At 53.8% G+C, this 21,837-nt stretch carries 22 protein-coding genes; 17 read left to right on the plus strand and 5 right to left on the minus strand.

Annotated elements, in window-relative coordinates:
- Nucleotides 1–18: 18 nt before the first annotated feature.
- Nucleotides 19–807, plus strand: coding sequence for an MBL fold metallo-hydrolase (locus tag KTH_RS11645; protein ID WP_497618733.1), 789 nt, complete (start codon nucleotides 19–21; stop codon nucleotides 805–807).
- Nucleotides 808–817: 10 nt separating this feature from the next.
- Here KTH_RS11645 and KTH_RS11650 read toward each other — a convergent pair whose 3' ends face one another.
- Nucleotides 818–1,702, minus strand: a complete 885-nt coding sequence (locus KTH_RS11650; protein WP_497618735.1) for an NmrA family NAD(P)-binding protein — start codon at nucleotides 1,700–1,702, stop codon at nucleotides 818–820.
- Nucleotides 1,703–1,807: 105 nt separating this feature from the next.
- Here KTH_RS11650 and KTH_RS11655 point away from each other — a divergent pair, with 105 nt between their 5' ends.
- The 6 genes from KTH_RS11655 (at nucleotide 1,808) to KTH_RS11680 (ending at nucleotide 5,598) form a co-directional block, all read left to right on the plus strand.
- The gene (locus KTH_RS11655; RefSeq protein WP_497618737.1) at nucleotides 1,808–2,296 is read left to right on the plus strand and encodes a MarR family winged helix-turn-helix transcriptional regulator; all 489 of its coding nucleotides are present in this window, start codon (nucleotides 1,808–1,810) and stop codon (nucleotides 2,294–2,296) included.
- Between the two features lie 108 nt (nucleotides 2,297–2,404).
- Entirely contained in the window at nucleotides 2,405–3,181 is a 777-nt protein-coding gene (locus KTH_RS11660; RefSeq protein WP_497618739.1) for an SDR family NAD(P)-dependent oxidoreductase, read from the plus strand.
- A 129-nt stretch (nucleotides 3,182–3,310) separates the two neighbouring features.
- The gene (locus tag KTH_RS11665; protein ID WP_497618741.1) at nucleotides 3,311–4,099 is read left to right on the plus strand and encodes a hypothetical protein; all 789 of its coding nucleotides are present in this window, start codon (nucleotides 3,311–3,313) and stop codon (nucleotides 4,097–4,099) included.
- 85 nt (nucleotides 4,100–4,184) lie between these two features.
- Nucleotides 4,185–4,469, plus strand: coding sequence for an FAD-dependent oxidoreductase (locus KTH_RS11670; protein ID WP_497618743.1), 285 nt, complete (start codon nucleotides 4,185–4,187; stop codon nucleotides 4,467–4,469).
- Between the two features lie 14 nt (nucleotides 4,470–4,483).
- The gene (locus KTH_RS11675) at nucleotides 4,484–4,684 is read left to right on the plus strand and encodes a hypothetical protein (RefSeq protein ID WP_497618745.1); all 201 of its coding nucleotides are present in this window, start codon (nucleotides 4,484–4,486) and stop codon (nucleotides 4,682–4,684) included.
- 35 nt (nucleotides 4,685–4,719) lie between these two features.
- Nucleotides 4,720–5,598, plus strand: a complete 879-nt coding sequence (locus KTH_RS11680) for an RNA polymerase sigma-70 factor (RefSeq protein ID WP_497618747.1) — start codon at nucleotides 4,720–4,722, stop codon at nucleotides 5,596–5,598.
- 52 nt (nucleotides 5,599–5,650) lie between these two features.
- Here the strand turns inward: KTH_RS11680 and KTH_RS11685 are convergent, their stop codons facing one another.
- Nucleotides 5,651–6,142: a YciE/YciF ferroxidase family protein gene (locus tag KTH_RS11685; RefSeq protein WP_497618749.1), complete on the minus strand. Its 492-nt coding sequence runs from the start codon at nucleotides 6,140–6,142 to the stop codon at nucleotides 5,651–5,653.
- Nucleotides 6,143–6,398: 256 nt separating this feature from the next.
- On the opposite strand from KTH_RS11685, the gene KTH_RS11690 reads away from it, so the two are divergent.
- On the plus strand, nucleotides 6,399–8,045 hold the full coding sequence (locus tag KTH_RS11690) for a RecQ family ATP-dependent DNA helicase (protein ID WP_497618751.1): 1,647 nt from the start codon (nucleotides 6,399–6,401) through the stop codon (nucleotides 8,043–8,045).
- Here KTH_RS11690 and KTH_RS11695 read toward each other — a convergent pair.
- Nucleotides 8,020–8,181: a hypothetical protein gene (locus KTH_RS11695; RefSeq protein ID WP_497618753.1), complete on the minus strand. Its 162-nt coding sequence runs from the start codon at nucleotides 8,179–8,181 to the stop codon at nucleotides 8,020–8,022. The genes KTH_RS11690 and KTH_RS11695 overlap by 26 nt on opposite strands.
- Nucleotides 8,182–8,436: 255 nt before the next feature.
- On the opposite strand from KTH_RS11695, the gene KTH_RS11700 reads away from it, so the two are divergent.
- The 8 genes from KTH_RS11700 (at nucleotide 8,437) to KTH_RS11735 (ending at nucleotide 18,076) form a co-directional block, all read left to right on the plus strand.
- Nucleotides 8,437–9,150: a restriction endonuclease gene (locus tag KTH_RS11700; protein WP_497618755.1), complete on the plus strand. Its 714-nt coding sequence runs from the start codon at nucleotides 8,437–8,439 to the stop codon at nucleotides 9,148–9,150.
- Between the two features lie 83 nt (nucleotides 9,151–9,233).
- Nucleotides 9,234–9,605 carry a hypothetical protein gene (locus tag KTH_RS11705; protein WP_497618757.1) on the plus strand — a complete coding sequence of 124 codons (372 nt, stop codon included), beginning with the start codon at nucleotides 9,234–9,236 and terminating at the stop codon, nucleotides 9,603–9,605.
- Nucleotides 9,606–9,750: 145 nt separating this feature from the next.
- Nucleotides 9,751–10,158 (plus strand): winged helix-turn-helix transcriptional regulator, encoded by a 408-nt coding sequence (locus KTH_RS11710; RefSeq protein ID WP_111320972.1) that lies wholly within the window; start codon nucleotides 9,751–9,753, stop codon nucleotides 10,156–10,158.
- Between the two features lie 95 nt (nucleotides 10,159–10,253).
- Nucleotides 10,254–13,280 carry a winged helix-turn-helix domain-containing protein gene (locus KTH_RS11715; protein ID WP_497618759.1) on the plus strand — a complete coding sequence of 1,009 codons (3,027 nt, stop codon included), beginning with the start codon at nucleotides 10,254–10,256 and terminating at the stop codon, nucleotides 13,278–13,280.
- A 140-nt stretch (nucleotides 13,281–13,420) separates the two neighbouring features.
- Nucleotides 13,421–14,143: an SDR family oxidoreductase gene (locus KTH_RS11720; protein ID WP_497618761.1), complete on the plus strand. Its 723-nt coding sequence runs from the start codon at nucleotides 13,421–13,423 to the stop codon at nucleotides 14,141–14,143.
- Between the two features lie 44 nt (nucleotides 14,144–14,187).
- Nucleotides 14,188–15,603 carry a DHA2 family efflux MFS transporter permease subunit gene (locus tag KTH_RS11725; RefSeq protein WP_497618763.1) on the plus strand — a complete coding sequence of 472 codons (1,416 nt, stop codon included), beginning with the start codon at nucleotides 14,188–14,190 and terminating at the stop codon, nucleotides 15,601–15,603.
- A gap of 607 nt (nucleotides 15,604–16,210) precedes the next feature.
- Nucleotides 16,211–16,552: a YrdB family protein gene (locus KTH_RS11730; RefSeq protein WP_497618764.1), complete on the plus strand. Its 342-nt coding sequence runs from the start codon at nucleotides 16,211–16,213 to the stop codon at nucleotides 16,550–16,552.
- A gap of 234 nt (nucleotides 16,553–16,786) precedes the next feature.
- Nucleotides 16,787–18,076 (plus strand): MFS transporter, encoded by a 1,290-nt coding sequence (locus tag KTH_RS11735; RefSeq protein ID WP_497618766.1) that lies wholly within the window; start codon nucleotides 16,787–16,789, stop codon nucleotides 18,074–18,076.
- Nucleotides 18,077–18,259: 183 nt separating this feature from the next.
- On the opposite strand, the gene KTH_RS11740 is transcribed toward KTH_RS11735, so the two are convergent.
- Nucleotides 18,260–18,715, minus strand: a complete 456-nt coding sequence (locus KTH_RS11740; protein WP_497618768.1) for a RidA family protein — start codon at nucleotides 18,713–18,715, stop codon at nucleotides 18,260–18,262.
- A 294-nt stretch (nucleotides 18,716–19,009) separates the two neighbouring features.
- Here KTH_RS11740 and KTH_RS11745 point away from each other — a divergent pair, with 294 nt between their 5' ends.
- On the plus strand, nucleotides 19,010–20,644 hold the full coding sequence (locus KTH_RS11745; RefSeq protein WP_497618770.1) for an FAD-dependent monooxygenase: 1,635 nt from the start codon (nucleotides 19,010–19,012) through the stop codon (nucleotides 20,642–20,644).
- A gap of 50 nt (nucleotides 20,645–20,694) precedes the next feature.
- On the opposite strand, the gene KTH_RS11750 is transcribed toward KTH_RS11745, so the two are convergent.
- Complete coding sequence (locus KTH_RS11750) at nucleotides 20,695–21,837, minus strand: FAD-dependent monooxygenase (protein WP_497618772.1); 1,143 nt, start codon at nucleotides 21,835–21,837, stop codon at nucleotides 20,695–20,697.

Raw genomic sequence — 21,837 nt, forward strand, 5'->3', positions numbered from 1 at the left:
TGGAAAGGATTTTTATTCTTGACCGCTATCACTTTCTGGGGAACCAGCGATTCCAGAGGCGTTCCCCGGCTGCTCTGTACGTGCGATGTCTGCATACAAAGAGTGCCCAGAAATGTACGCATGCGCCCCTCGATTTCGGTACACACAACCGAGGGCCCGATCCAGATTGACGTTTCGCCCGATTTCCGTCAGCAGTTCTTGCAGTTCTCGTCCGGGGAGATTCCTCGCAACGTGCTGATTACGCATCTGCATAACGATCATATCGCGGGGCTCGGCGACTTCGGGGACCTCTGCTTCTGGCATCATGCACCCGCACGCATTTTCAGTCCGGAAGAGATGATTACAGGCCTGCAACAAAAATTCGCGCACCTGACACCGAAACGCGGAATTGAAATGGTCGCCACACGAGAACTTCAGCTTGCAGAGTGGCAGATCACGTTCCATCAGGTCCAACATGGAGCGAACGGCTATTCGTACGCGATTCGCTTTACAGGCCGTGAGAGCACCTGGACCTACATGCCCGACGCCTTTCAGGTGACAGATGAACAATTCAAGCCGCTACAGCATTCGGACCTCCTGATTCTGGGAGCAGCCTACTGGAAAGAGCAGGCTGAGCCGCACCGGCGCTCTATTTATGACGTTGAAGAGGCTCTGGCAATCAAGCAGCGCTTTGGTATCAGGCACATGGTGCTGACCCATCTCTCACATGATATCGATATCCCGCGCTACGCGGAGCGGCTCCCGGATGGTGTCATGTTCGCGTTTGACGGCCTGGTTATACAGCTTGAAGCGCTTCTCAAGCCGTGAGAGGAGCGTATCAGGTCCATTCCTGCGTCTCCCAACGCATGTGATAATCAGCAACAAATTGTTCTATTGTCGTCGCGGGCCGTCCCAGGAGCGCAGGCAGTTCAGCAGTCATCAGAGCGTTCTTGCCAAGCCGCGTTAACGTATAGACGATAGTCATAAAGAAGATGACATCCCAGGCAACGCCACGCCGCCATAGACGTTGCCAGAACTGGAGCATGCTCGGCCTGGCATAGCGAATCGGGCGCTGTAGTACCTTCGAGAAGACCAGCGCCACCTGGAAGAAGCTCAGCCGCTCGGGGCCGGTCAACGTATAGGACCGGTTCTTGAAGCGAGCGGGATCACGGAAGATGTCGAGGACGACCGCCGCCACATCGCGCGCGTCAATAAAACTGGTCAGCCCGTTGCCAGCCGGGATAAAAATCTCGTTGTGTTCCGCGATGTCAATACCATGTGTTGAGATCCGACGACAGAGATTCTGCATAAAATAACTGGCTCGTAGAAAGGTATAAGCAACGCCAGATCGCTCAATGTGGCGCTCGACGTGATAATGTGGAATCACCGAAGACGCATCGGCGCCCGGTACTGTCACATAAACGATATGCTGACATCCCGCCTGCACAGCAGCGTCAATAAAAGGCTTCATGCGGGTTTGCACGGTGCGAGGATGAGGCAGCGGGAACAACAAAAAGAGCATCTGAATGCCATCTAGCACCGCGCCCCAGGTCGAGCGATCATCATAATCGAAGGCAACACAGGGGACATCCTGTCCATACAAAGCACGAAGACGCTCGGGATTATGGGCCGCGATCCGAAAAGGCATAGCAGGCCGCTGATCCAGCAACAGACGCACGACTTCAGCGCCAACGTTGCCGGTTGGTCCGGTCACAACAATCATCGATATACCTTCCTTCTCCTGTATGCTATACTACATGAGAATTATCTTCCTCTGGAAGTATCTGCACAAGGAAGATATTTTGACTTTAACATAAAGGAGATAGCCATGTCAAGCGAGCAGCAACCACAGTCCAATACGAAGGAAACATTTCAGCAGGAGATACGCCAGTTCGTTGCGGAAGCCGTCTTTTTCTTTGAGAAGATTGGCGAGCGCGCAGGCTTGCATGCGACCGATTTGCAATGCCTGAACCTTCTCAGCTCCCTCGGCCCGATGACCGCAGGCACTCTTGCGAAACGAACCGGCCTGACCACGGGAGCCGTTACCCGCGTCATTGATCGTCTGGAGAAGGCAGGGTACGTCCAGCGAGAACGCTCAGAGCGGGATCGGCGCACCGTCCTCATTCGTCCTCAGCCGAAAATGGCAGAGCTTGACGCGTTCTTCGAGCGATACTTACAGCAGGCGTGGAGCGAACTCTATGAAAGCTATGGACCGCACGAGCTGGCCATTATTCTCGATTTCCTGCGCAAAACACACCCGCTGAACCAGCAGGCGCTTGCTCAACTCCATCGAGATACTGCCTCTTTCCCGTCCTGAAAGCAACTGTTTACAGACGCGGCCTGATCCCATTATAATGCGATTGAGCTGCAACTGCTCCCCGCTTTCTTTGAGACGGGAAAGATTTTTGAAGGTGAACATAAAACGATGTTACAGAATAAACGGATCATCGTGACCGGCGCGACCAGCGGTATAGGTCGGGCGATCGCGCTCGAGGCCGCCCGGCATGGCGCAGATATCGCGTTCTGTGGCCTGACCGAAGAGGGAGCCACCGAGGTCATTCATGAGATAGAGAAGTGCGGGCGCCGCTCCTTCTTTCGTGCGCTCGATCTCAGTAATCTTGACGAGGCTCGCCGCTTCACACGCGATGCCATCGCATTTCTGGGGGGACTGGATGGCGTGGTGAACAATGCGGGCGCGAACTTTTTCCACAGCGTCCTGAAGGCAAAGCTGGAAGATGTGCAGCGCTGCTTTGCCGTCGATTTTTATCCCGCCTGGGCGATCTGTCAGGAGGCCTATGAGGAGCTCAAGGCGTGCGGAAATGGCATTATCGTCAATATGGCCTCGATTCATGCCGAACGCACTTTTGCGGGCACATTCCCCTATAATGCAGCAAAGGCGGCGCTCGTTGCCCTGACAAAATCACTGGCAATTGAATGGGGCCCGGATAACATCAAAGCGATCGCCATTGCACCCGCAATGATTATGACCTCGCAGCTTGTAGAAGATTTCAACAGCTCACCTGAGGCACAGGCAGAACTCAGGCGCCTTGAAACGCACTACGCGGTACGAAGAGCAGGTACGCCCGAAGATGTCGCCTCCCTTGTGACTTATTTATTGAGTGGCGTCAACCAGTTCCTGAGCGGCACCACCATCCATGTTGATGGAGGCATCAATGCAATTATGGAGTCTCCTCGCGAATAACCTCTGAAGCAGTCCATCTCTATTTTTCGCGCCTGGCACAATACATATACAAATATACAGAAATATACCATTGTCATCGACCGGGAACAGCAACGGGGCTCACCCGGTCCTCACCCAAAGGAGTTGTATATGTCGCAACCTGTTTCCCCCTTTCCCGCCCGTTTTCTCCCGGCCATCCGCGCGCTTCTCCAATTACAGCAACACGAACGCTATCTGGGAGCCATCATTTTTGGCTCGCTGGCACGCATGGAAGCAACCGACAAAAGCGATTGCGATGCAAAGGTTATCGTCAATGAAGAGAATCCCTGTTCCAATATCAATCATCCAAGCATCGGCGGGGTCAAGCTAGACCTCACCTTCCTCTCCCTTGAGCAATTACGCAAGCATACCAGAGAAGAAATGGAGCGGGCCGAACGCATTCCCATCATCGCGAAGTCAATCATTCTCTTTGATAAGACACAGCAGCTCCAAAGTCTACAGCAAGAGGCAAGAAAGGCGCAACCCAAAAAGATACGTGACGATGAACTGCAAATGCTGCACTTCATGATCTTTCATGGCAACGATAAAGCCGAAAGGAACCTGCACGATGATCCCCTGACGGCGCTCCTGGTGATGCATGTCGGGCTCAACGACTTCCTGCACTATCATTACCAGCTTTGCGGGCGCTGGTGGGTCAGCAGCAAGCGGCTGCTTGCCGATCTGCGCACCTGGGATCCCCCACTTGCTCACCTTGTCGAGCAGTTCGTCAGCACAGGCGAGGTACAGGCCAAATTCGCGTACTGGCGTGCTATCATTGATCACATTGTAGAGCCACTCGGAGGACGTCAACCCATCTACGAAAACAACTGCACCTGCCCGATCTGTCAGCGCGATCTCGCTCATCTGCTTTCTTTTTCACAAGATGGGCAAAACATCTGAGGAATGTGTCACAAATCTCACCCCCTTTTCGTCATCATTTGCAACAAAGGACAAAGAACATCAATACACGAAAGGGATTGAGAATATGAACACAGAACAACTGACTGTCGCAATCGTTGGTGGAGGTTTGAGCGGACTAAGCGCCGCTACCTATCTGGCACGCGCAGGTGTTAAAGTCACCTTGTTTGAAAAGGCCGCTCACCCGGGAGGTCGCGCCGCCTCGCAGCGGTATCAGGGGTATTCGCTTAATCGTGGATCGCATGCATTCTATTCAGGCGGAAGCGCTTCTGAGGTGCTCCGAGAGCTGAACATCACCTACCCCTATAGCTCGCCAGCAGCCGGGGACCTCTTTCTCCTGTCGAGACGGTAGGAACTCTTCCGCTTGTGCGTAGCGGTGGTTTTGCCGGAAGGCCAGATTATCGCCTGCCAGAACTCACGAATCTCTATCTGGCCGGTGACTGGGTCGGCTCGGAGGGCTTCGCGACTGATGCCAGCCTGGCAAGCGCGCGGCGGGTCTCGCGCCTCATCCTTCAGGCAGGATCCTCGCTTTATGCGGAGCAGCGTCAGTTGTCCCTGGCGAGATAATAAGATATAATGAGGAGAAAAGGTAGAAGTATCAGGTGAAAGATCCAGAAGAGACAACTCGAATATTCAATCAATACCGATTACTCCTCACCTCTATCGCCTATCGCATGCTCGGTAGCTATACAGACGCTGAGGATATCGTCCAAGAAGCATTTGTGCGTTGGCTTCAGGCCAGTGATACCGAGATGCAGACGCCGAAAGCGTATCTCACAACCGTTGTGGTGCGTTTATGCATCGACAAGCAACGGTCGGCGAGCGCTCGGCGAGAGGTCTATATTGGTCCCTGGCTGCCCGAGCCCGTTCTGACCGACACCCTGGCCGAGAACGTAGCTCGGGCGGAGTCGCTTTCGTTTGCCTTCCTGCTGATGCTGGAACGCTTGAACCCGGTGGAGCGCGCTATCTTCCTGCTGCACGAGGTCTTTGATTATAGCTATACAGAGATTGCCGAGATTGTGGGCAAAAGCGTCGCGAACTGTCGCCAGATCCTGCATCGGGCCCAACAACGCCTGAACCGGCCACAGGCCCGTTTTCCCGTCCCGCTAGAAGAGCAGAAAAGCATGCTCGACCGCTTTACCCGGGCGACGCGAAATGGTGATGTCGAGGAGCTGTTACATCTGCTGGCAGATGATGTGGTCTTCACAACTGACAGCAATGGCAAGACGAGGGCAGGACTCAGGCCAGTACAGGGAGCAAAGAAGGTTGTGCGCGGCATGCTCGGCGGTATGCGCTGGTATCCAGCAGATATGCAGATCATTCCAGTGGAGCTAAACGGGCAAATTGCGCTTCTCGGTCAGCATAATGGCCAGATTCTCGCCGCGATGCTGCCGGAGATCGTCAATGGACGGGTGCAAAATATCTACCTCATCACCAACCCGGATAAGCTGACGGCGCTCAAAGCAGGTGTGATCTTCTAATAGGGGCAAAAAAAAGAAGAGGCGTCCGGCAGACACCCCTTCTCAGTCGCAGTTAACGAGCTTTCACCACCTGCGTCATGGTCTGCTGTACCACCGCTGGCAGATTCTGCTGTAGCCAGCGGGCCATCTCCTCTTCATCGCGCAGGATCCGCTGGCAGACCTGAGCAACCTGCGGCTCGCCTGCTGCCTGTGCCGCCTCAATCAGTGCGGAATAGGAAGCGATCTCAAAATGCTCTGCCGCGCAGTCCGCAAGGGCATTCTTGACCATCTCGTCACGAGCAGCGCCGGTTGAAACAGCCTGCATCTGCCCGAATAGCTTTGCCATGCCTGTCTTCATGGCAGAGGTGCTTCCGCCGAGGCTCTCCACACACTCCTTCACCATCTGTGCATGCTGGCGTGTCTGCTCAAGATGCTCCTGAATCTTTACTTGCGCCTGCGGATAGTCCTTCGCATCTTTCACCTGATGCTCCAGAACCTGAATCAGCGCGTTTTCCATTCCATAAGCATCGTTGAGCCAGGAAATGAGAAGATCTTTCCCTACCATACGGTTGCGTCTCCTTTCTTGAACTTCCTATGCCACAATAGAACGTCCGCTCTTTTTTTGCAGAAAAGGAAGAACTGGACGGAATTTTCTTTTTCACTTCGGTCTTTTATGGACAGAGGTATCACGATAAACATCGAAGAAAGGTAACAGAAGGGCGCATCTTCCATGCAAGCCAGAGAGCATAAAAGGAAACAAAAGAAGACAGCAAGCCGTGTTGAAAAGAGAGCACCGTACATCAGGAGGCACAGCAGATCTCATGGCAAAAACACAAACGCTAGAACGCATTCGCCAGCTTGTACAGCAATCGTTCGGCTATCAAAACGCACGCCCGGGACAGGAAGCCGCAATACAGGCACTTCTTGAGGGTCATGATACGTTAGCGGTGATGCCAACAGGCTCCGGGAAATCGCTGATCTATCAGGTAGCAGCCCGGCTGCTGAAAGGTCCAACGGTGGTTATTTCGCCACTGATCGCCCTGCAACGCGATCAGGCGCAAGCGCTTGAGGAACTTCCCGCCGGAGAAGCTGCACAACTGAATTCCGCTCAGCCCGAAGCCGAGCGTCAGGAGACACTGGACAGTTTGCAAGAACAGAAGCTGGAGTTTTTGTTTCTGGCTCCTGAGCAGTTCGACAATGAGGAGACGCTTGCACAGGTCAAGCAGGCACATCCATCGCTCTTTGTCGTTGATGAAGCACACTGCATCAGCGAGTGGGGGCATGATTTCCGCCCATCCTATATCCGCCTGGGAAGCGTTATCGAGGCAATCGGGCATCCACGTGTTCTCGCGTTGACCGCCACTGCTGCGCCACCGGTCCGTGAAGAGATCGTTGAACGACTGGGGATGCATAACCCACGCGTCATTGTCCGGGGCTTTGACCGCCCGGAGATCTGGCTTGGTGTCGAAACCGTCCATGACAATACACAGAAGAAGAAGGCCCTTCTGGACTCTATCGCGGATGTTGAGAAGCCCGGCATCGTCTACGTTGCTACCCGCAAACATGCAGAAGAGATTGCCGCAACACTCAATGAGGCAGGCATCCATGCAGCATTCTATCACGCAGGCATGAAGGCCAAAGAGCGCGAACAGACCCAGGAATCGTTTATGCAGAACGCGATCGAGGTTATTGTTGCCACCAACGCCTTTGGAATGGGGATTGATAAACCTGACGTGCGCTTTGTCTTTCATTATGACATTTGCGACTCTATCGATGCCTACTATCAGGAGATCGGACGGGCCGGACGAGACGGCCAGCAGGCTCGAGCGCTCCTCTTCTACAATCCCAAAGATGTGGGGTTGCAACAATTTCTCGTTGGAAGCGGCTCGATTGAAACGGACCAGGTACAGCGGCTTCAACGAGTACTAAAACGCGCAACCAGGCCGATCGATCCCGAAACACTCAGTAAGAAGCAGGATATTCCTTCGGGGAAATTGACGCAGATACTGCATCACCTGGGAAAAGCTGGTGTCGTGGAAATCACCTCCACAGGGGAGGCGCTCCTGAAACAAAAAAACCAGAATGAAGCCGAAGTCGCTCAGGAAGCCAGCCAATCTCAGGAGGCCTATCAGCGCTATGTGCATTCGCGAGTCGAAATGATGCGCTCCTATGCCGAGACGACAGATTGTCGGCGCAAGTACTTGCTTAATTACTTCGGTGAGGAATATCAGGCTCCTTGCAACTTTTGCGACAATTGCGAGGCCGGTACCACCTCCAACGAGCAGGAACAACACATACCCTTCCCGCTCAACAGCGCAGTCGAGCACCCGAAATGGGGAACGGGACAGATTGTGCGTTATGAAGGCGATACCGTCGTTGTCCTTTTCCAGAGCGTCGGCTATAAATCGCTCTCACTATCGGTGGTGGGTGAAAAGCAGCTCCTCAAGCCGGCACAACGCGACGCGTGAACCATTCGGCCTCTGGAATCAGGCGCGGCTCACTGAAGGTCTGAAAGAGCTCCCGAAGCGAACCTTCGCTATCACGGACCCGCTGAAAGTCTGACTGCCCGATTTTGGTCGTACTTGAGATACTATCCCGATCCAAGCCAAAGACGAAAAAAGGCTTTACCTGATAAAAAGCAAATAAAGGGCCAAGAGTCGATCTCAACACATTGCAAGACGCAGAAAAATAGCGTATACTCTAGAAAAGATGTTTTTCAGAGAAATAGGGCAGATTACCTGAGCAGCGATGGGCGCAAGGGATTTGCATTTTTCTATCATTCAAACGAGTGTTGCTGTTTTTCCCGTATACTTACATCGTAAGTAGAGCACGTTCTAGCGAGCATTACGGAGGTTTCTCTTGAAAAAGCAGCTCCTCACCTATGGGGTCGTGTTCCTGTCTCTGGTACTGGTTCTCCTGATCGTCCTCGGTTGGTCCTCATTCAGTCCGCTGTTACAGTGTCTCTTTCTCCCTCTCGGCTTCCTCCTGGTGGCCTTTGCTTTGATCCTACTGTTTCATCCAAAGGTGCTCACGGTGCCGCTCCGTCGCTCCGTTAAGCGGTCTGCCAGGCGCGTTTCTCCACGGCCTGCACCTGCTCCGGCTCCTCCCCCGGCGAGCCAAAATGGACATACTTCTGAGATTCCGCGTACGCTTCAGGACGTGTACAGGCTCAAGCCAGAAGAATTTGAACTCTTCTCGGCGGCCCTTGTAATCGCTCAGGGAGAGCATCGCTTTCTGGAACATTGTGGCAAGACCGGAGATCATGGGGTGGATACCAGGCTGCTCAATCAGTTCAATGATCTGGTCATTGTCCAGAGCAAGCGCTATGCGCCAAGTAAAAAAGTTCAGGAATCAGAGGTTCGGGATTTTCTGGGAGCGACATATGATAATCGCGCTGTCTACGGGTATTTCGTCACCACCTCTACCTTTACCAAACCCGCCCGACAGTGGATCTACAAGCATACTGCACGCATTCGCACAATTGATGCTCCGGTGATTGAAGCATTACTTCAACAGAAGCGGCCTCAGATCATCCAGGCTCTCCAGGGGATCAAGCAGCAACAAAAATTGTAATATCGATATCTCTCATTGCCAGAAAGCGCATTCTGTGAGAAAAAGGCTGATGCACAAGAAGGTCATCTAAAGGATAGAAGAACATGTATAGACTTCAACTGCCTGCGGAGCAACGAAAGCAGTGGGATCCTACCTTCTTACCACCAACCGGGCCCTTTTTCTTTCAAGAAGAGCCACTGGCACGACGCTTGCTACAGGCGGGCATGCCCATCCATACGCGGCCAAAGTTTCGAGAGGGCTTTCCGAACTTTGTCCCGACATATGGACCCGCGAGGCCTGCCCGCCGACTTTTATCCGAAATGTGTCAGGTGAAGCCAGGAGACAATGGCACTTCTATGAGCTCTGAGGGAAGAATGCGGATATCGTTTGACACCAGATCTTATAAGAACTACTGCAATATTCAAACACTAAGCCTGTTCTGTGGCTTTTACCATATGGCAAGCGAACCCGGGTAAAGCGCAATTTTCCAGAGTGCTTTCGATCAAAAAGTCGACAATGCGTACTATATTCCCTACAACCGCTCAAAGAGCGCCTGTTCTATGCAGTACAGCGAAAAAAATGGTATACTAACCTGTAAGTACAAGATGGGAGTGGAAGACGATGGGACTCGATCAACTGACTACTGAGAGCAATTTAGAGCATCTGGACCCGATTGCCGGTACGCGCCAGGGATTAGAGCTTGTTTCGGATAAATGGACAGTGCTTGTCATCTTCGCGCTGAAACAAGAGAAACGACGGCTAAGCGATCTCCAACGGCAAATAGAGGGCATCACCCAGAAAGTGTTAATTCAGACGCTGCGTAAGCTGGAATGTTATGGCCTGGTCAAGCGCACCGTCTATCCAGTCATTCCCCCAAAGGTTGAATACTCGCTCACACCGCTTGGCGAGACGCTCCTTGAGCCTCTCTACGCAATTTGCCGCTGGACAGACGAACACTGGCAACAGATGCAAGCAGCCGCACAGCACTTTCACGCCAAACAGGCAAACAGGGGCCTGCCGCTCCGTTGACGCGCCAATTACCCAACAGAGATGTTCTGTACTTGCCAGAATCGACCAAAGCTGTTATATTCATCCAGAGAACAGTGTTGGGTAATTGAGACAATATGGCTCCTCTTTACACGCTTGTATGGCTGCCCGAGCACCAATGTTATGCGCTTTCGCAGCCCGGACAACCTGATACATATGACATACAAGAGCAATGGCGTGCATGGCTGGACGCCTGCTCCTCCTTTGCATTTGAAGGCAAAAACGGTCATCTCACATTGCGCAAAGAGCCTCGAAAGCGCGGTGAGAGCTACTGGTATGCCTATTGCACTCGAAATCGTCGGACGCGTAAGCGCTATGCCGGACGCAGCACAGACCTGACCATCGCAAAGCTCGAAGAGATCGCGCGGCTTCTCACAGCAACTGAACCAGCGCCGCGGACCGCTCCAACGCTCACGTTGCTTGAAACCAAGCTATCGCTCCCTCGTCTACAAACCTCGCTGCTCTCGCGCTCAAGTCTGCTCGATAGGCTCAATCTCGGCCTGGAGCGCAAACTGACTTTGATTTCCGCACCCGCAGGCTTCGGAAAAACAACCATCGTACGCCAGTGGCTGAACAGCCGCACAGAGCCCGTTGCCTGGCTCTCACTTGATGCAGGCGACAACGACCCGGCCCGCTTCTGGCGTTATGTCGTCGCTGCCTGTCGAGCATTGCTGCCAGATCAGGGACAGCAGGTTCTCGCTCTGTTTGCGACGCCTTCACAACCACCTTTCACCCTGCCACCATTGGAAGCGATCCTTACGACATTTCTCAATGCGCTGGCCCACTGTAATGCAGGCCTGCTGGTACTGGAAGATTATCACGTCATCACAGATCCTTGCATTCATGAAACGCTGGCATTTTTTCTCGATCATCTGCCGCCAACGCTGCATATTGTGCTCATTGCCCGTGGAGACCCACCGCTCCCCCTGGTTCGGCTTCGGGCGCGGAACGAGCTGCATGAATTGCATGCCCATGATCTGCGCTTTTCGCCAGAAGAAACCCGCGCCTTTCTGACACAAGAACTGGCCTTCACGCTCACTCCTGAGACGCTCAACACGCTGAGCACGCGCCTTGAAGGTTGGCCCGCAGGCTTGCGCTTACTTACAATCATGTTGCAGGGTTGCGAGACACAGACGGAGGCGGAAACGCGCTTGCATACCTTCGCAGGTGAGCATCGGCCCATACTCGACTATTTTGTCTCTGAGGTCTTGAACGCACAGCCAGAATCACTGCAAAGCTTCTTGCTCCATACCAGCATGCTGAGCCGCCTGACAGGTTCGCTCTGTATGGCCGTGACTGGAAACCCTGCAAGCGACGCCTTGCTTGAAACGCTCGAACAGGCCCACCTCTTTCTTGAACCACTTGACGGGCTCTGGTATCGGTATCACGCCCTTTTTGCTGAAGCCATGCAGCATGAAGCGAAGCGTCATCTGGGTGAAGCAACATTACAGGCCATCTCATCGAAGGCAAGCTACTGGTATGAAGAGCATAGTATGCTCGAAGAGGCAGTAGATGCCGCCCTGTATGCATGCGACTTCTCCCATGCTGCCACCATTATCGAGCGATTTGTTGACTTCAATGCGCTGACCTATATCCCGACGCTGCACCGCTGGCTTCAGCAACTTCCCTTTGAGACGCTCAAGCAACATCCCACCCTCTGCCTGAATTATGCGATCACTCAGTTTTTCACGCATTTCGCTGACTTTATCCATATGACCGGACGCTTTCCGCAAACCGAGCGAGCACAGTTTGAAGAACCGCTCCAGTTAGCACAGCAGGTCTGGCAGGCTGAAGGGAATATCCCTCGCCTCGGTGAAGTCTTTGCATTTCAATCACTCCTTTCCAGCAGCTTTTCTGGAGAGATGCAACAAGCGGTCGAATACGCGAAAAAGGCGCTCGACTACCTGGACGAGAAAGAGCTTGCATGGCGTAGTACCTGCCTGCGTATCATTGGTCTTACCGCCAGGCGTAGAGGCGACCTCAATGAGGCACGTCGCACCATTACCGAGGCCAGCGCGTTAAGCGAAACCATCGGTAATCGCCCGATTGCGCGACTCACTACCCTGCTACTTGGTATCGTGTGCGCCGAGCAAGGCGAATTGCAACAGGCTGCCGCGTATTATCAGCAGGTCCTTGATGAAGCCCGAGCACAAGCCGACCCAACAGATATAGGCCCCGCGCTTCTCTGCCTGGCCCAACTCGCCTACGAGCGAAACAGGTTGGACGAGGCAGAACAACAGCTCGCAGAGGCCAACCAGCTACGTTCCCAGTTGCCAGAAGAAACATGCAGGCGGATCCAGCTTCTGATGGCCCTGCTAGAGCATGCCCGGGGTCAGAGTGAAAATGCCCTCGAACGGCTCACAAACTTGCTTGCACGCTTACAGCCAGTGCATGCCCTGCCTCTCTATCGCGAGGTCCTTACGTATCAGGCGCGGATCCAGCTCGCCCTTAGTGACCTTTCTGCTGCACGAAGAAGCTATGAGAAGCTTCGGATGCTCGAGAGCACATTACCTGATTATGCCGAACAGGAAGCGCTCTTACTTGCTCGCCTGCAACTTGTGGATGGGAAGGCCCAGGCCGCACTAGACCTGCTTCACACCATATTGCCACAGGCGACGAAGGCCGGACGTATACGCCGAGCATTCGAGATACAGCTTCTTCTCTCACTCGCGTACACGGCGCTGAAACAGCCACAGGAGGCACGCCAGCGCCTTTACTCCACCTTACACCAGACACGAAGCGAAGGGTATATTCGCCTCTTTCTCGACGAGGGTGATGCACTGCTCGGCCTCTTGCAAAGCCTCTTTGGCAGTCTGCGCGAGAAGCCACTCCTTACCTACCTGCGGACGATCTTGCAAGCAGCGACGCCTGCACGACAAGCGCTTGCTTCGCCCCCCTCTGCCTTGATCGAACCACTCTCACCACAGGAACGGCGCGTGCTTCGCTTGCTTGCAGCAGGCCACTCCAATCCCGAAATTGCACGAGAGCTCGTCGTCTCAGTGAATACCGTCCGCACGCAAGTTCAGAGCATTTACCGCAAGCTTGGTGTCAGCAATCGGGTAGCAGCCAGCGAGACTGCTCGCTCTTTCCATCTTCTCCCCTGAAATCCTCCTTTCATCCACTCAGACGATGCGGCTTCATCCAGCTACCTCCTATACTGGCGCTGTACATAAACGGTTCCACCCGAGTGCGCACCTCTTCACTCAGGTATGCCACACTTCGGTAATGAAAGAAGGAGTGAACAATGCAACAGCGTCGAATAGCACTGGTTACAGGCGCCAATCGCGGCATAGGTCGGGCCACTGCTTATCAACTTGCAGTCCGGCACGATATGCACATCCTTCTGGGCGTTCGCAATATTGCTCAAGGCAACAGTGTAGCCCGAGAGATCACTGCTGCGGGTGGTTCCGCGACAGTGCATCAGCTAGATATCACCAATCCACGACAGATCAAACAGCTTGCCCGTGAGCTCACGGAGCGCTTCGGGCGGCTCGATGTTCTGGTCAACAATGCCGCCATTCTGCTCGAAACAGACGAGAATGCCACACCCGGCACCGTGCGTATGGAAGCGGTTCGCTCAACCTTTGAGACCAACTTCTTTGGCGCCTGGGCCCTGACACAAGCTGTGCTTCCCCTGATGAGACAACACCACTACGGGCGCGTTGTGAATATGTCCTCAGGGATCGCAGCCTTTCAGGAAAACGATGCTCCTGGAGAGATGGCGCCCGCTTACCGCATCTCAAAGGCAGCGCTCAATGCTCTTACCGTTTCGCTGGCAGCAGAAATGCGCGGAATGAATATCCTCGTCAACGCCGCTTGCCCGGGCTACGTACGCACGGAGACCCATAATCTGGATGCCGAACGCACCACAGATGAGGGAACCGATACCCCGGTCTGGCTGGCAACGCTGCCAGAGAATGGCCCCACAGGCGGCATCTTTCGCGATAGACAGCGCATTCCCTGGTAACGTTCTGTTGTTTTGCAATATGTAGATAGAAGGATCATCCAGACATGTTTCAATCCTCATCCAGATGGATTACCGCCCTTGTGCTTATCTTTGGCGGGTTTATGAGCTTTCTCGATCAAACCATTGTCAATATTGCTGTTCCCGTACTGCAACGCGCCTTTCAAGCCGATCTGCAAAGCGTGCAATGGGTCATCACCTCTTATATGCTGACGCAGGGAGCGCTCATCCCAACGATGCCTTTTCTTACGGCACGTCTGGGAAGCAAGCGCTGTTATCTTTTCTCCCTCGCCCTGTTTACAGCAGGGTCAGCACTCTGTGCCTTTGCCTGGACCCTGCCCGCACTGATTCTGTTTCGTGTCCTGCAAGGAGTGGGCGGGGCCCTGTTAATGCCGCTCAGCATGAGCATCCTCTTGAACACCTTTCCGCTTGAGGAGCGAGGGCGAGCTATGACCGCGTTTAGTGTTCCAGCTCTCGCTGCGCCTGCGCTAGGCCCGATCATTGGCGGTTATCTGGTCACTATTGCGCCGTGGCCGGTCATCTTCCTGATTAATGTGCCAATAGGCATCCTTGCCGTGATTCTAGCCAGCATCTTTCTGCCCGGAGACGAGATGCAGAGGGCGACGCGCTTCGACATACCCGGCTTCTTGACCGCAACATATGGGGTTGCGGCAGTCCTCTACGCCTGCTCGGAAATCAGCAACACAGGATGGGCATCACCTAAAGTTCCGGGGTTCCTGTTCAGCGGCCTTGTTGCTCTGACACTTTTCATCGTCATCGAGCTACTACAAGCGCGTCGTGGAAAACGCCCATTGCTTGATATACGGATCCTGACTGATCGCTCACTCTCAGCAGGGCTTGTTGCTTCGACCGTGCTTTTCATCTGCCTGTTCAGCAATTCGCTTTTGTTTCCAATCTATCTGCAAACATTACGCGGTCAGACCGCGCTTCAGGCCAGTCTCCTGTTGTTGCCGCTGGCACTGGGGACACTGGTCAGCATGACCCTGGCCGGTCGGCTCGTTGATCGTCTCCCGGATGCCCGCGTGCTGATTGTCCCTGGCATAGTGCTGCAAATCCTTGGTATGGTGTTGCTTATGGGAATCACACTGACAACGCCATACTGGCAGTTCTGCCTGATGGTTGGGCTTCTTGGGTTAGCAAATGGGCTTGTGATGCAACCATTAAGCGTCGCCTCGATGGTGAGTATTCACAGCCCGGAAGCCGTTGCCACTGGCACGACACTAAGTACTGTTCTACGCTCTGTTGGTGGCTCGCTTGGAACCGCTGTCCTTGCCACATTAACCATGATGCCGGCAGGGCAGACCCGGCTTGTGCAGCTTGTTGGTTTACATACCGTGTTCCTGATTACCATCGGTCTGATGGTACTGGCGCTTCTGTTCGTGTTGTTGTTGCGCAAGAAACAGGAAAAACCGGCTTCTCAAGCTGAACCTGCCACAGTATAATGCTCTCGGGGAGGCAAATGCATATCGCCTCCCCTCAGGTCCCACCGCTGTTGAAGCCGCTCGACAGCATCATAAAATTGAGCTCACAGCGACATGGGTCCTGTCCATGCAAAAGAAACTTACAAGCAGAGAAGTTTCGCGGCTGCAAAGCTCAGCCTCATTATGTGGAACACGATCCGCTATCCCATCGTCTGAATGCCCACTTCTGGTCTATGGAAGGCCTGCCTATTTGATACACCTGGTAGTATCTTCGCCCCTTTCTACCACAACGCTTTTTCTCTCTATTCCATATCAAACAGCATTTTTATCCTGTTTCACCTCACAGCACTTCTTTCCCGATAGCAGTAGCCATATCACCACCTCAACTGAAGCCCCACAAAGAATATTCGCTTTCTGGAAAGCCGCTCTGTTCGTCTATTATATGGCACGCCGATGGCTATTGTATATTAAATTCGCGTTAAGATTGGAACATTACAGAAAACTGCTTCTTTTTCACCCTCCCCGCAGAGCGTACAACCTCCTGCTTGAGCATTCCAGCCTGTTCGATTATACTAACATAGCGGTTCACCACATCCTTTTTTCGAGATAAGAAAGGGTAATCAAGAACATGATCTCTGTATTGAAACAGATCAACCTCATGCTTGCGTTTCTCCTGGAGTTAGCTTTACTCGTGGCAGTCGGGTACTGGGGCTTTACAATGGCTCAAACAACACTGCTCAAGCTCGTGGCAGGCGTTGGCTTAGCACTACTTATGGCAATTATCTGGGGGTGCTTTGAGGCTCCAAAAGCGCCCTGGCTGCTTCCCGAACCCTGGCGTTTCATCTCAAAGCTGGTGCTCTTCGCCCTGGGAGCAGGAGCCCTTTTCACGGCGGGACAGCGGGGTCTCGGGCTGCTTTTCGCCTTGCTCGCGCTTATCAATCTGACGTTGCTCGTTGTCTGGAAGCAATAAGGAGTATTCAGGGCAAATAAGGGAAATCAAGAAGCTTTTCTCTCTGATTTCGAGAAATAGTAGAAAAAGAAATTCAGTTCCCGATACAACCGCCCTACCTTCCCAGTTTAGTATAGCATTCATGTCAAGCATCTGACATCGTTCTTTTGGCAGATGTTTTTTTTGCCGCATCCCGGTATACTGGCGTCCTCACTACCTCTTTCTAGCGTTTCAATAGAGAGAAAGGACACACTCATGAATGGACCCTCATCAGAGCAGGGTGAGCCGCCTGGGAGCGACAACTTGCGGCTGCTCGGCCTGTCGCGTATTTTCAGTTCGCTGAAGCAGCGGAATTTTCGGCTCTTCTGGTTCGGGCAGCTCATCTCGCTGATCGGCACATCCATGCAGGCAATCGGGCAGGATTGGCTTGTCCTCAAACTCACACACAGTGCCTGGCAGCTTGGGCTTGTCGGCGCACTTCAAGCTGCTCCAGTTCTGTTTTTCTCTATTATTGGCGGCGTATTGGCCGACCGCTTGCCCAGACGACAGCTCCTCTTGATCACCCAGTGGATCAATATGCTGGAAGCGCTGTTACTCTGGGCATTGATTGCAACCGGTCAGGTTCAGCTCTGGCATCTCTACATACTCGCGCCGCTTCTGGGGCTGACAGGTACCATCTACCGACCGGCCAGCCGCGCGTTTCTGGTCGAACTGGTCGGACGAGACGACTTGCCAAACGCGATAGCGCTCTACTCATCCATTTCGACGCTTGCTCGCATTGTTGGCCCCGGCCTCGGCGGCGTGATTATCGCGATTAGCTCTGAGACACAGCTTTTTCTCTTGAACGCGCTGAGCTTCCTACCGGTGATTGCGGGCCTCCTATTGATGAGAAGCCATGAGCTGGCTATTCAGCCTACTACAGGCAAGCGGGCAAGCGCCCGCCAGAGCCTCCGTGAAGGGATCGACTACTGTTTGCGAACTCCTGCCGTGCTACAGATTATCGTGGTAGTCGGGCTGGTGCTGCTCTTCGGCTCAAACTTTGGAGTAATCCTACCTGTTTTTGCGACCGATGTGCTTCATGCAGGTCCAACTGGTTTCGGCTTTCTTTCTGCTGCAGCGAGTGGTGGCGCATTGCTGGCGGCGCTCTGGCTGGCATGGAAGAATCAGCAGCCGACCGTGCGACTGTTGCTCCTGTATATGCTGCTCTTCGGGCTTCTAGAGGTTGTTTTCTCCCTCTCGCCCATCTATTTCCTCGCGATTCTCCTGCTTGCCAGCATTGGCTTTCTGGAAAATGCGTTTGCGGCACAAGCCATGACCACGCTTCAGCAGATCACACCAGATCATCTGCTCGGGCGTGTCATCAGCGTTCAGGTTCTCTTCTTTGATGGCAGCCTCCCCCTGGGTTATATGCTGATAGGTTGGCTTTCGAGCCTCTATGGCCCCTCCATCGCGCTGCTTGTCGGTGCACTCCTCACCTTGCTGACTGTAGGAGCAGGATGGCTCTGGCATAGCCTGCCGCGACGTTCAGAAGGCTCTTCTTCGTAGGGCATCAGAGAGAGCCCAGGAGTGCCGTGCTGCTTCCGATCCCCGGACAGGCGGCACTCTCGCCCGGATGCCTGATGAAAAGCAGTCTCTCATGCAGGGCATGTCCGCCCCTACCCGAACGGGCAACCTGCCATTGACAAATCTCGGACAAGGATATTTCATCGAAGCACCACACCAGCCACTCTATGCGGGCAAGCTGGCGATTGCCTCGATCTCAAGCAGAAGCTCCTGACGAATCAGTCGGCTTACCTCAACAAGAGAGCTTACAGGAGGTGTTTCCAGATTGATGTACTGATCGCGCACCTCACGCAGCACCGGCAAATATGACAGATCAACCAGAAACATGGTAAGCTTTACCACATGGCTGAAATCAGCTCCCGCCGCCTCCAAAGCCTTCTTAATATTCTCGAATACCTGGATGGCCTGCGCACGAAAATCATCCTCGCCGATCAGTTGTCCCTCTGCATTCAGCGCAATCTGCCCCGAGAGATAGAGCGTCTGCCCGCCTGTGATCTTTGCCACATGCGAATATCCTGCGGGCCTGGGAAGCGTCTCAGGGGTAAGGAATTCGATATGCTCCGGATGTGTCAATCCTTTCTGGAATTTAAGAGTACCCAATAAAGACTTTTTTTCTTGCATTCAAGCAAACATGCAATGAAGTGTAGCACATCCTGCTTCTACAGAACAAGCACTCGCCGTCCGTTTTGCATTTCGCAGTCTTGGGTACCTGTTGGGTAATCAGCCCATCGCAAAGCAGGGTGAGACAAGATCTTAGTATGCTCAAGGCGCTCGTCATCTGGCTTTACCCGTTCTTTCGTACGCTTTAAATTTTCTCCTCTTTGTCAGCAGAAATCACGAACATTCGTGATGTGGCTTCACCCTCCTTCGCATTACAATCTCCCCAGATGAAAAGCAACAAAGGAGAACACAAATATGTATAACAGCAACCATGAAGAGCAGGTTCCCGTCCTTATCGTTGGTGGCAGCATTGTCGGACTTTCAACGGCGCTCTTTCTGGCCCTGCATGGCATTCAACCGCTTCTCGTCGAGCGCCACGCCACCACTTCTATTCATACACGCGCTGCCGGCTTTAACGCTCGCACAATGGAACTTTATCGGCAGGCCGGTATTGAGTCCGATATTCAGCGGCTAGAGACGCCGCCTGAACAAATGGGCGAGATAGGTCTGCATGTAGAGACACTGGCTGGGAAGGAGCTCCCGACCAGCGAAGCAAAATCACATCAACAATTCCAGATCACCAATCCTTTCGCCAGCCCGACGCGCATGGCAATGATCGGACAGGATCAGCTTGAACCCGTCTTACAGGAACATGCCAGTGCTCTTGGCTGCGATATTCGCTTCAACACGGAACTGATCGATTTTGAGCAGGATACTGAAGGCGTTCACGCTCATATACGCGACCGCGGCACCGGAAGCGTTCATTCCATTTTTGCGCGTTACCTTATCGCGGCAGATGGCAATAGAAGCGCGATCAGGCAACAACTCGGCATCAGCACCTACGGATATGGACGGCTTGGTCAATGGGTCAGCATTCTGTTTCAAACCGATCTCAGCCACGTGCTTCACGGACGCAACATTGCGCTCTGCTTCGTCAACAACCCACATGTGAGCGGCATCATCGGGCAATCACAGAATCGCTGGTCATTGTTTGCCAATGTCGAGGATTCCGACGATTTTTCCGAAGAGCGCTGCCGTGAACTGGTGCGCGCGGCTATCGGTCTGCCAGATCAGCCCGTGAAGATTCTCAGCATCCTGCCCTGGGAAACCGCCTCACGTGTCGCAACGCATTACCAGCAGGGCCGCGTCTTGCTTGCCGGGGACGCCGCGCATGTGATGACGACAATGGGCGCATTTGGCGCAAACACCGGTATTGCCGATGCGCACAATCTGGCCTGGAAACTGGCACTTGTGCTCAAGCAGAAAGCTCCGGCTCGTCTCCTCGAAACCTATGAACAGGAGCGGCAGCCCGCCGCAGAACTCGCTGTGGCAGTTTCAACGGGACTTTATGCCTATCGCCTTCCACAACACAAACAGCGAGAGGCCATTCTGCAAAGTGCACAGGAGATGCTCGCACGCGTCCGCAAAAGCCCGGATGCGCCCGACCCAACTGCCTTTAGCGTGATAAACGGCTATCGTTATCGCTCGGCAGCGATTCTCTCCGAGGACGACACCGAGCCAACGCTGTTTGAAAACGAACCGTCAGGCCGCCCGGGAACCCGTGCGCCGCACGTCTGGCTGACACAGGATAGTCAGCGCTGTTCGACGCTCGATCTCTATGGCAAGCAATTTGTGCTGCTGACCGGGCCCGAGGGGCAACCGTGGAGCACTGCCTTTACCGAGGCTGCACGGCAGCTCGATATCCCTCTAGTGAGCTATACCATTGGGCAACACTTCCATGATCAGGAAGGAAGCTTCCTGGCCAGCTATGGGATTGGTGCATTGGGAGCAACCTTGATTCGTCCCGATGGCTTTATTGCCTGGCGATCTCAACAGGCCAACGATCAGCCTGTAACGACACTTCTCAGGCACCTCCTTTGCTATGAATAAGTGAATGATGCGAGCGTGGCAACTTTTGCCATGCTCGTACATCACTGCATCTAGAGAGCGAATTCGTCCTGCCAGGCGAAGTTGCGCCTGAGCAATGGGGCAGCCAGAGGCCAGTTCATCAAGCGCAGATTCAAGCCCTGCAACGCGATGAAAAAGGTATTCTCGGGCGCGAAGAAAAAGCGTGCCGCCTTTTGCCCGACCTGTTGTCTGCGCGTAATTCCTGGCTTCAGTTGCTTTTCGTAGGAGCGAAAAGCGGTCAGGCGATCATGCTGCGAACCCAACTCACGCGCCAGAATATACGCTCCCACCATTGCCAGCGACGCCCCCTGACTTCCCGCCGGGGAAACACAATGACAGGCGTCACCAAGCAGCACCACCCGTCCCTGACTCCATTGTGGCATGATAATCTGTGTCAGGGCATCCACATAGAGCCGTTCCGCTTTGTCAGCCAGTTCAAGCAGGTCGGGAACCAGCCAGCCAAGCGATCCAAACGAGATCTGTAGCTCATCCATGATGGTGGCTTGCGTAGGGGGTTGCAGCGACCGATAGAAGAAGAAGACCGCAATGCGTCCATCAAGCAGCGGGAATACGCCGATGCGCCTCCCGGGAGCCGTGAGGGTGTAGAAGACATCGGAACGAACATCCAGATGCTCAACAACAAAAGCGACAATAGTATATCCCAAAGGCCTGCTAAAGCGCTCCTCGGGCCCGAAGACCAGCCGCCGAACATTAGAATGCACACCATCGGCCCCTACAACCAGATCAAACGTCTCCTCTGATCCATCAGTCAAGGTGACATTGACCCGCTCCTTATCCTGTTCGAGCGCCATTATTGAGGTGCTAAACCGCACCGGACTATCCGTCTTGCGGGCCAGCAACTGGACCAGATCGCCACGCAGAAAGCTGAAATGGCGATCGTCAAGCAGCATCCGCATATTTTCATACGGGATGGTGATCCGCCTCCGTCCGCTTCCATCAAGGAAAATCAACTCCAATACTGGACAATGAATGGCCTCCAGATCGTGAAGCAGCGACATGCGTTCCGCTACTTTATAGCCCGCACCAAAAAAATCGATGACAAAGCCATCATCGCGCAAATGTTCCGCCCGCTCAATGACAACCGGCTCCATTCCATAATGCGCCAGCCAGTACGCGAGCGTCAGCCCGGCAACCCCGGCACCAGATATCAGCAC

The sequence above is a fragment of the Thermosporothrix sp. COM3 genome, assembly GCF_059696735.1.

Bases quoted from the DNA above. Each gene is read 5' to 3' on its own strand.
- KTH_RS11715 (WP_497618759.1), top strand. From the start codon at position 10,254: ATGGCTCCTCTTTACACGCTTGTATGGCTGCCCGAGCACCAATGTTAT.
- KTH_RS11660 (WP_497618739.1), top strand. From the start codon at position 2,405: ATGTTACAGAATAAACGGATCATCGTGACCGGCGCGACCAGCGGTATA.
- KTH_RS11650 (WP_497618735.1), bottom strand. From the start codon at position 1,702: ATGATTGTTGTGACCGGACCAACCGGCAACGTTGGCGCTGAAGTCGTG.
- KTH_RS11710 (WP_111320972.1), top strand. From the start codon at position 9,751: ATGGGACTCGATCAACTGACTACTGAGAGCAATTTAGAGCATCTGGAC.
- KTH_RS11730 (WP_497618764.1), top strand. From the start codon at position 16,211: ATGATCTCTGTATTGAAACAGATCAACCTCATGCTTGCGTTTCTCCTG.
- KTH_RS11740 (WP_497618768.1), bottom strand. From the start codon at position 18,715: ATGCAAGAAAAAAAGTCTTTATTGGGTACTCTTAAATTCCAGAAAGGA.
- KTH_RS11670 (WP_497618743.1), top strand. From the start codon at position 4,185: ATGAACACAGAACAACTGACTGTCGCAATCGTTGGTGGAGGTTTGAGC.
- KTH_RS11725 (WP_497618763.1), top strand. From the start codon at position 14,188: ATGTTTCAATCCTCATCCAGATGGATTACCGCCCTTGTGCTTATCTTT.
- KTH_RS11665 (WP_497618741.1), top strand. From the start codon at position 3,311: ATGTCGCAACCTGTTTCCCCCTTTCCCGCCCGTTTTCTCCCGGCCATC.
- KTH_RS11705 (WP_497618757.1), top strand. From the start codon at position 9,234: ATGTATAGACTTCAACTGCCTGCGGAGCAACGAAAGCAGTGGGATCCT.
- KTH_RS11690 (WP_497618751.1), top strand. From the start codon at position 6,399: ATGGCAAAAACACAAACGCTAGAACGCATTCGCCAGCTTGTACAGCAA.
- KTH_RS11655 (WP_497618737.1), top strand. From the start codon at position 1,808: ATGTCAAGCGAGCAGCAACCACAGTCCAATACGAAGGAAACATTTCAG.
- KTH_RS11685 (WP_497618749.1), bottom strand. From the start codon at position 6,142: ATGGTAGGGAAAGATCTTCTCATTTCCTGGCTCAACGATGCTTATGGA.
- KTH_RS11745 (WP_497618770.1), top strand. From the start codon at position 19,010: ATGTATAACAGCAACCATGAAGAGCAGGTTCCCGTCCTTATCGTTGGT.
- KTH_RS11735 (WP_497618766.1), top strand. From the start codon at position 16,787: ATGAATGGACCCTCATCAGAGCAGGGTGAGCCGCCTGGGAGCGACAAC.
- KTH_RS11720 (WP_497618761.1), top strand. From the start codon at position 13,421: ATGCAACAGCGTCGAATAGCACTGGTTACAGGCGCCAATCGCGGCATA.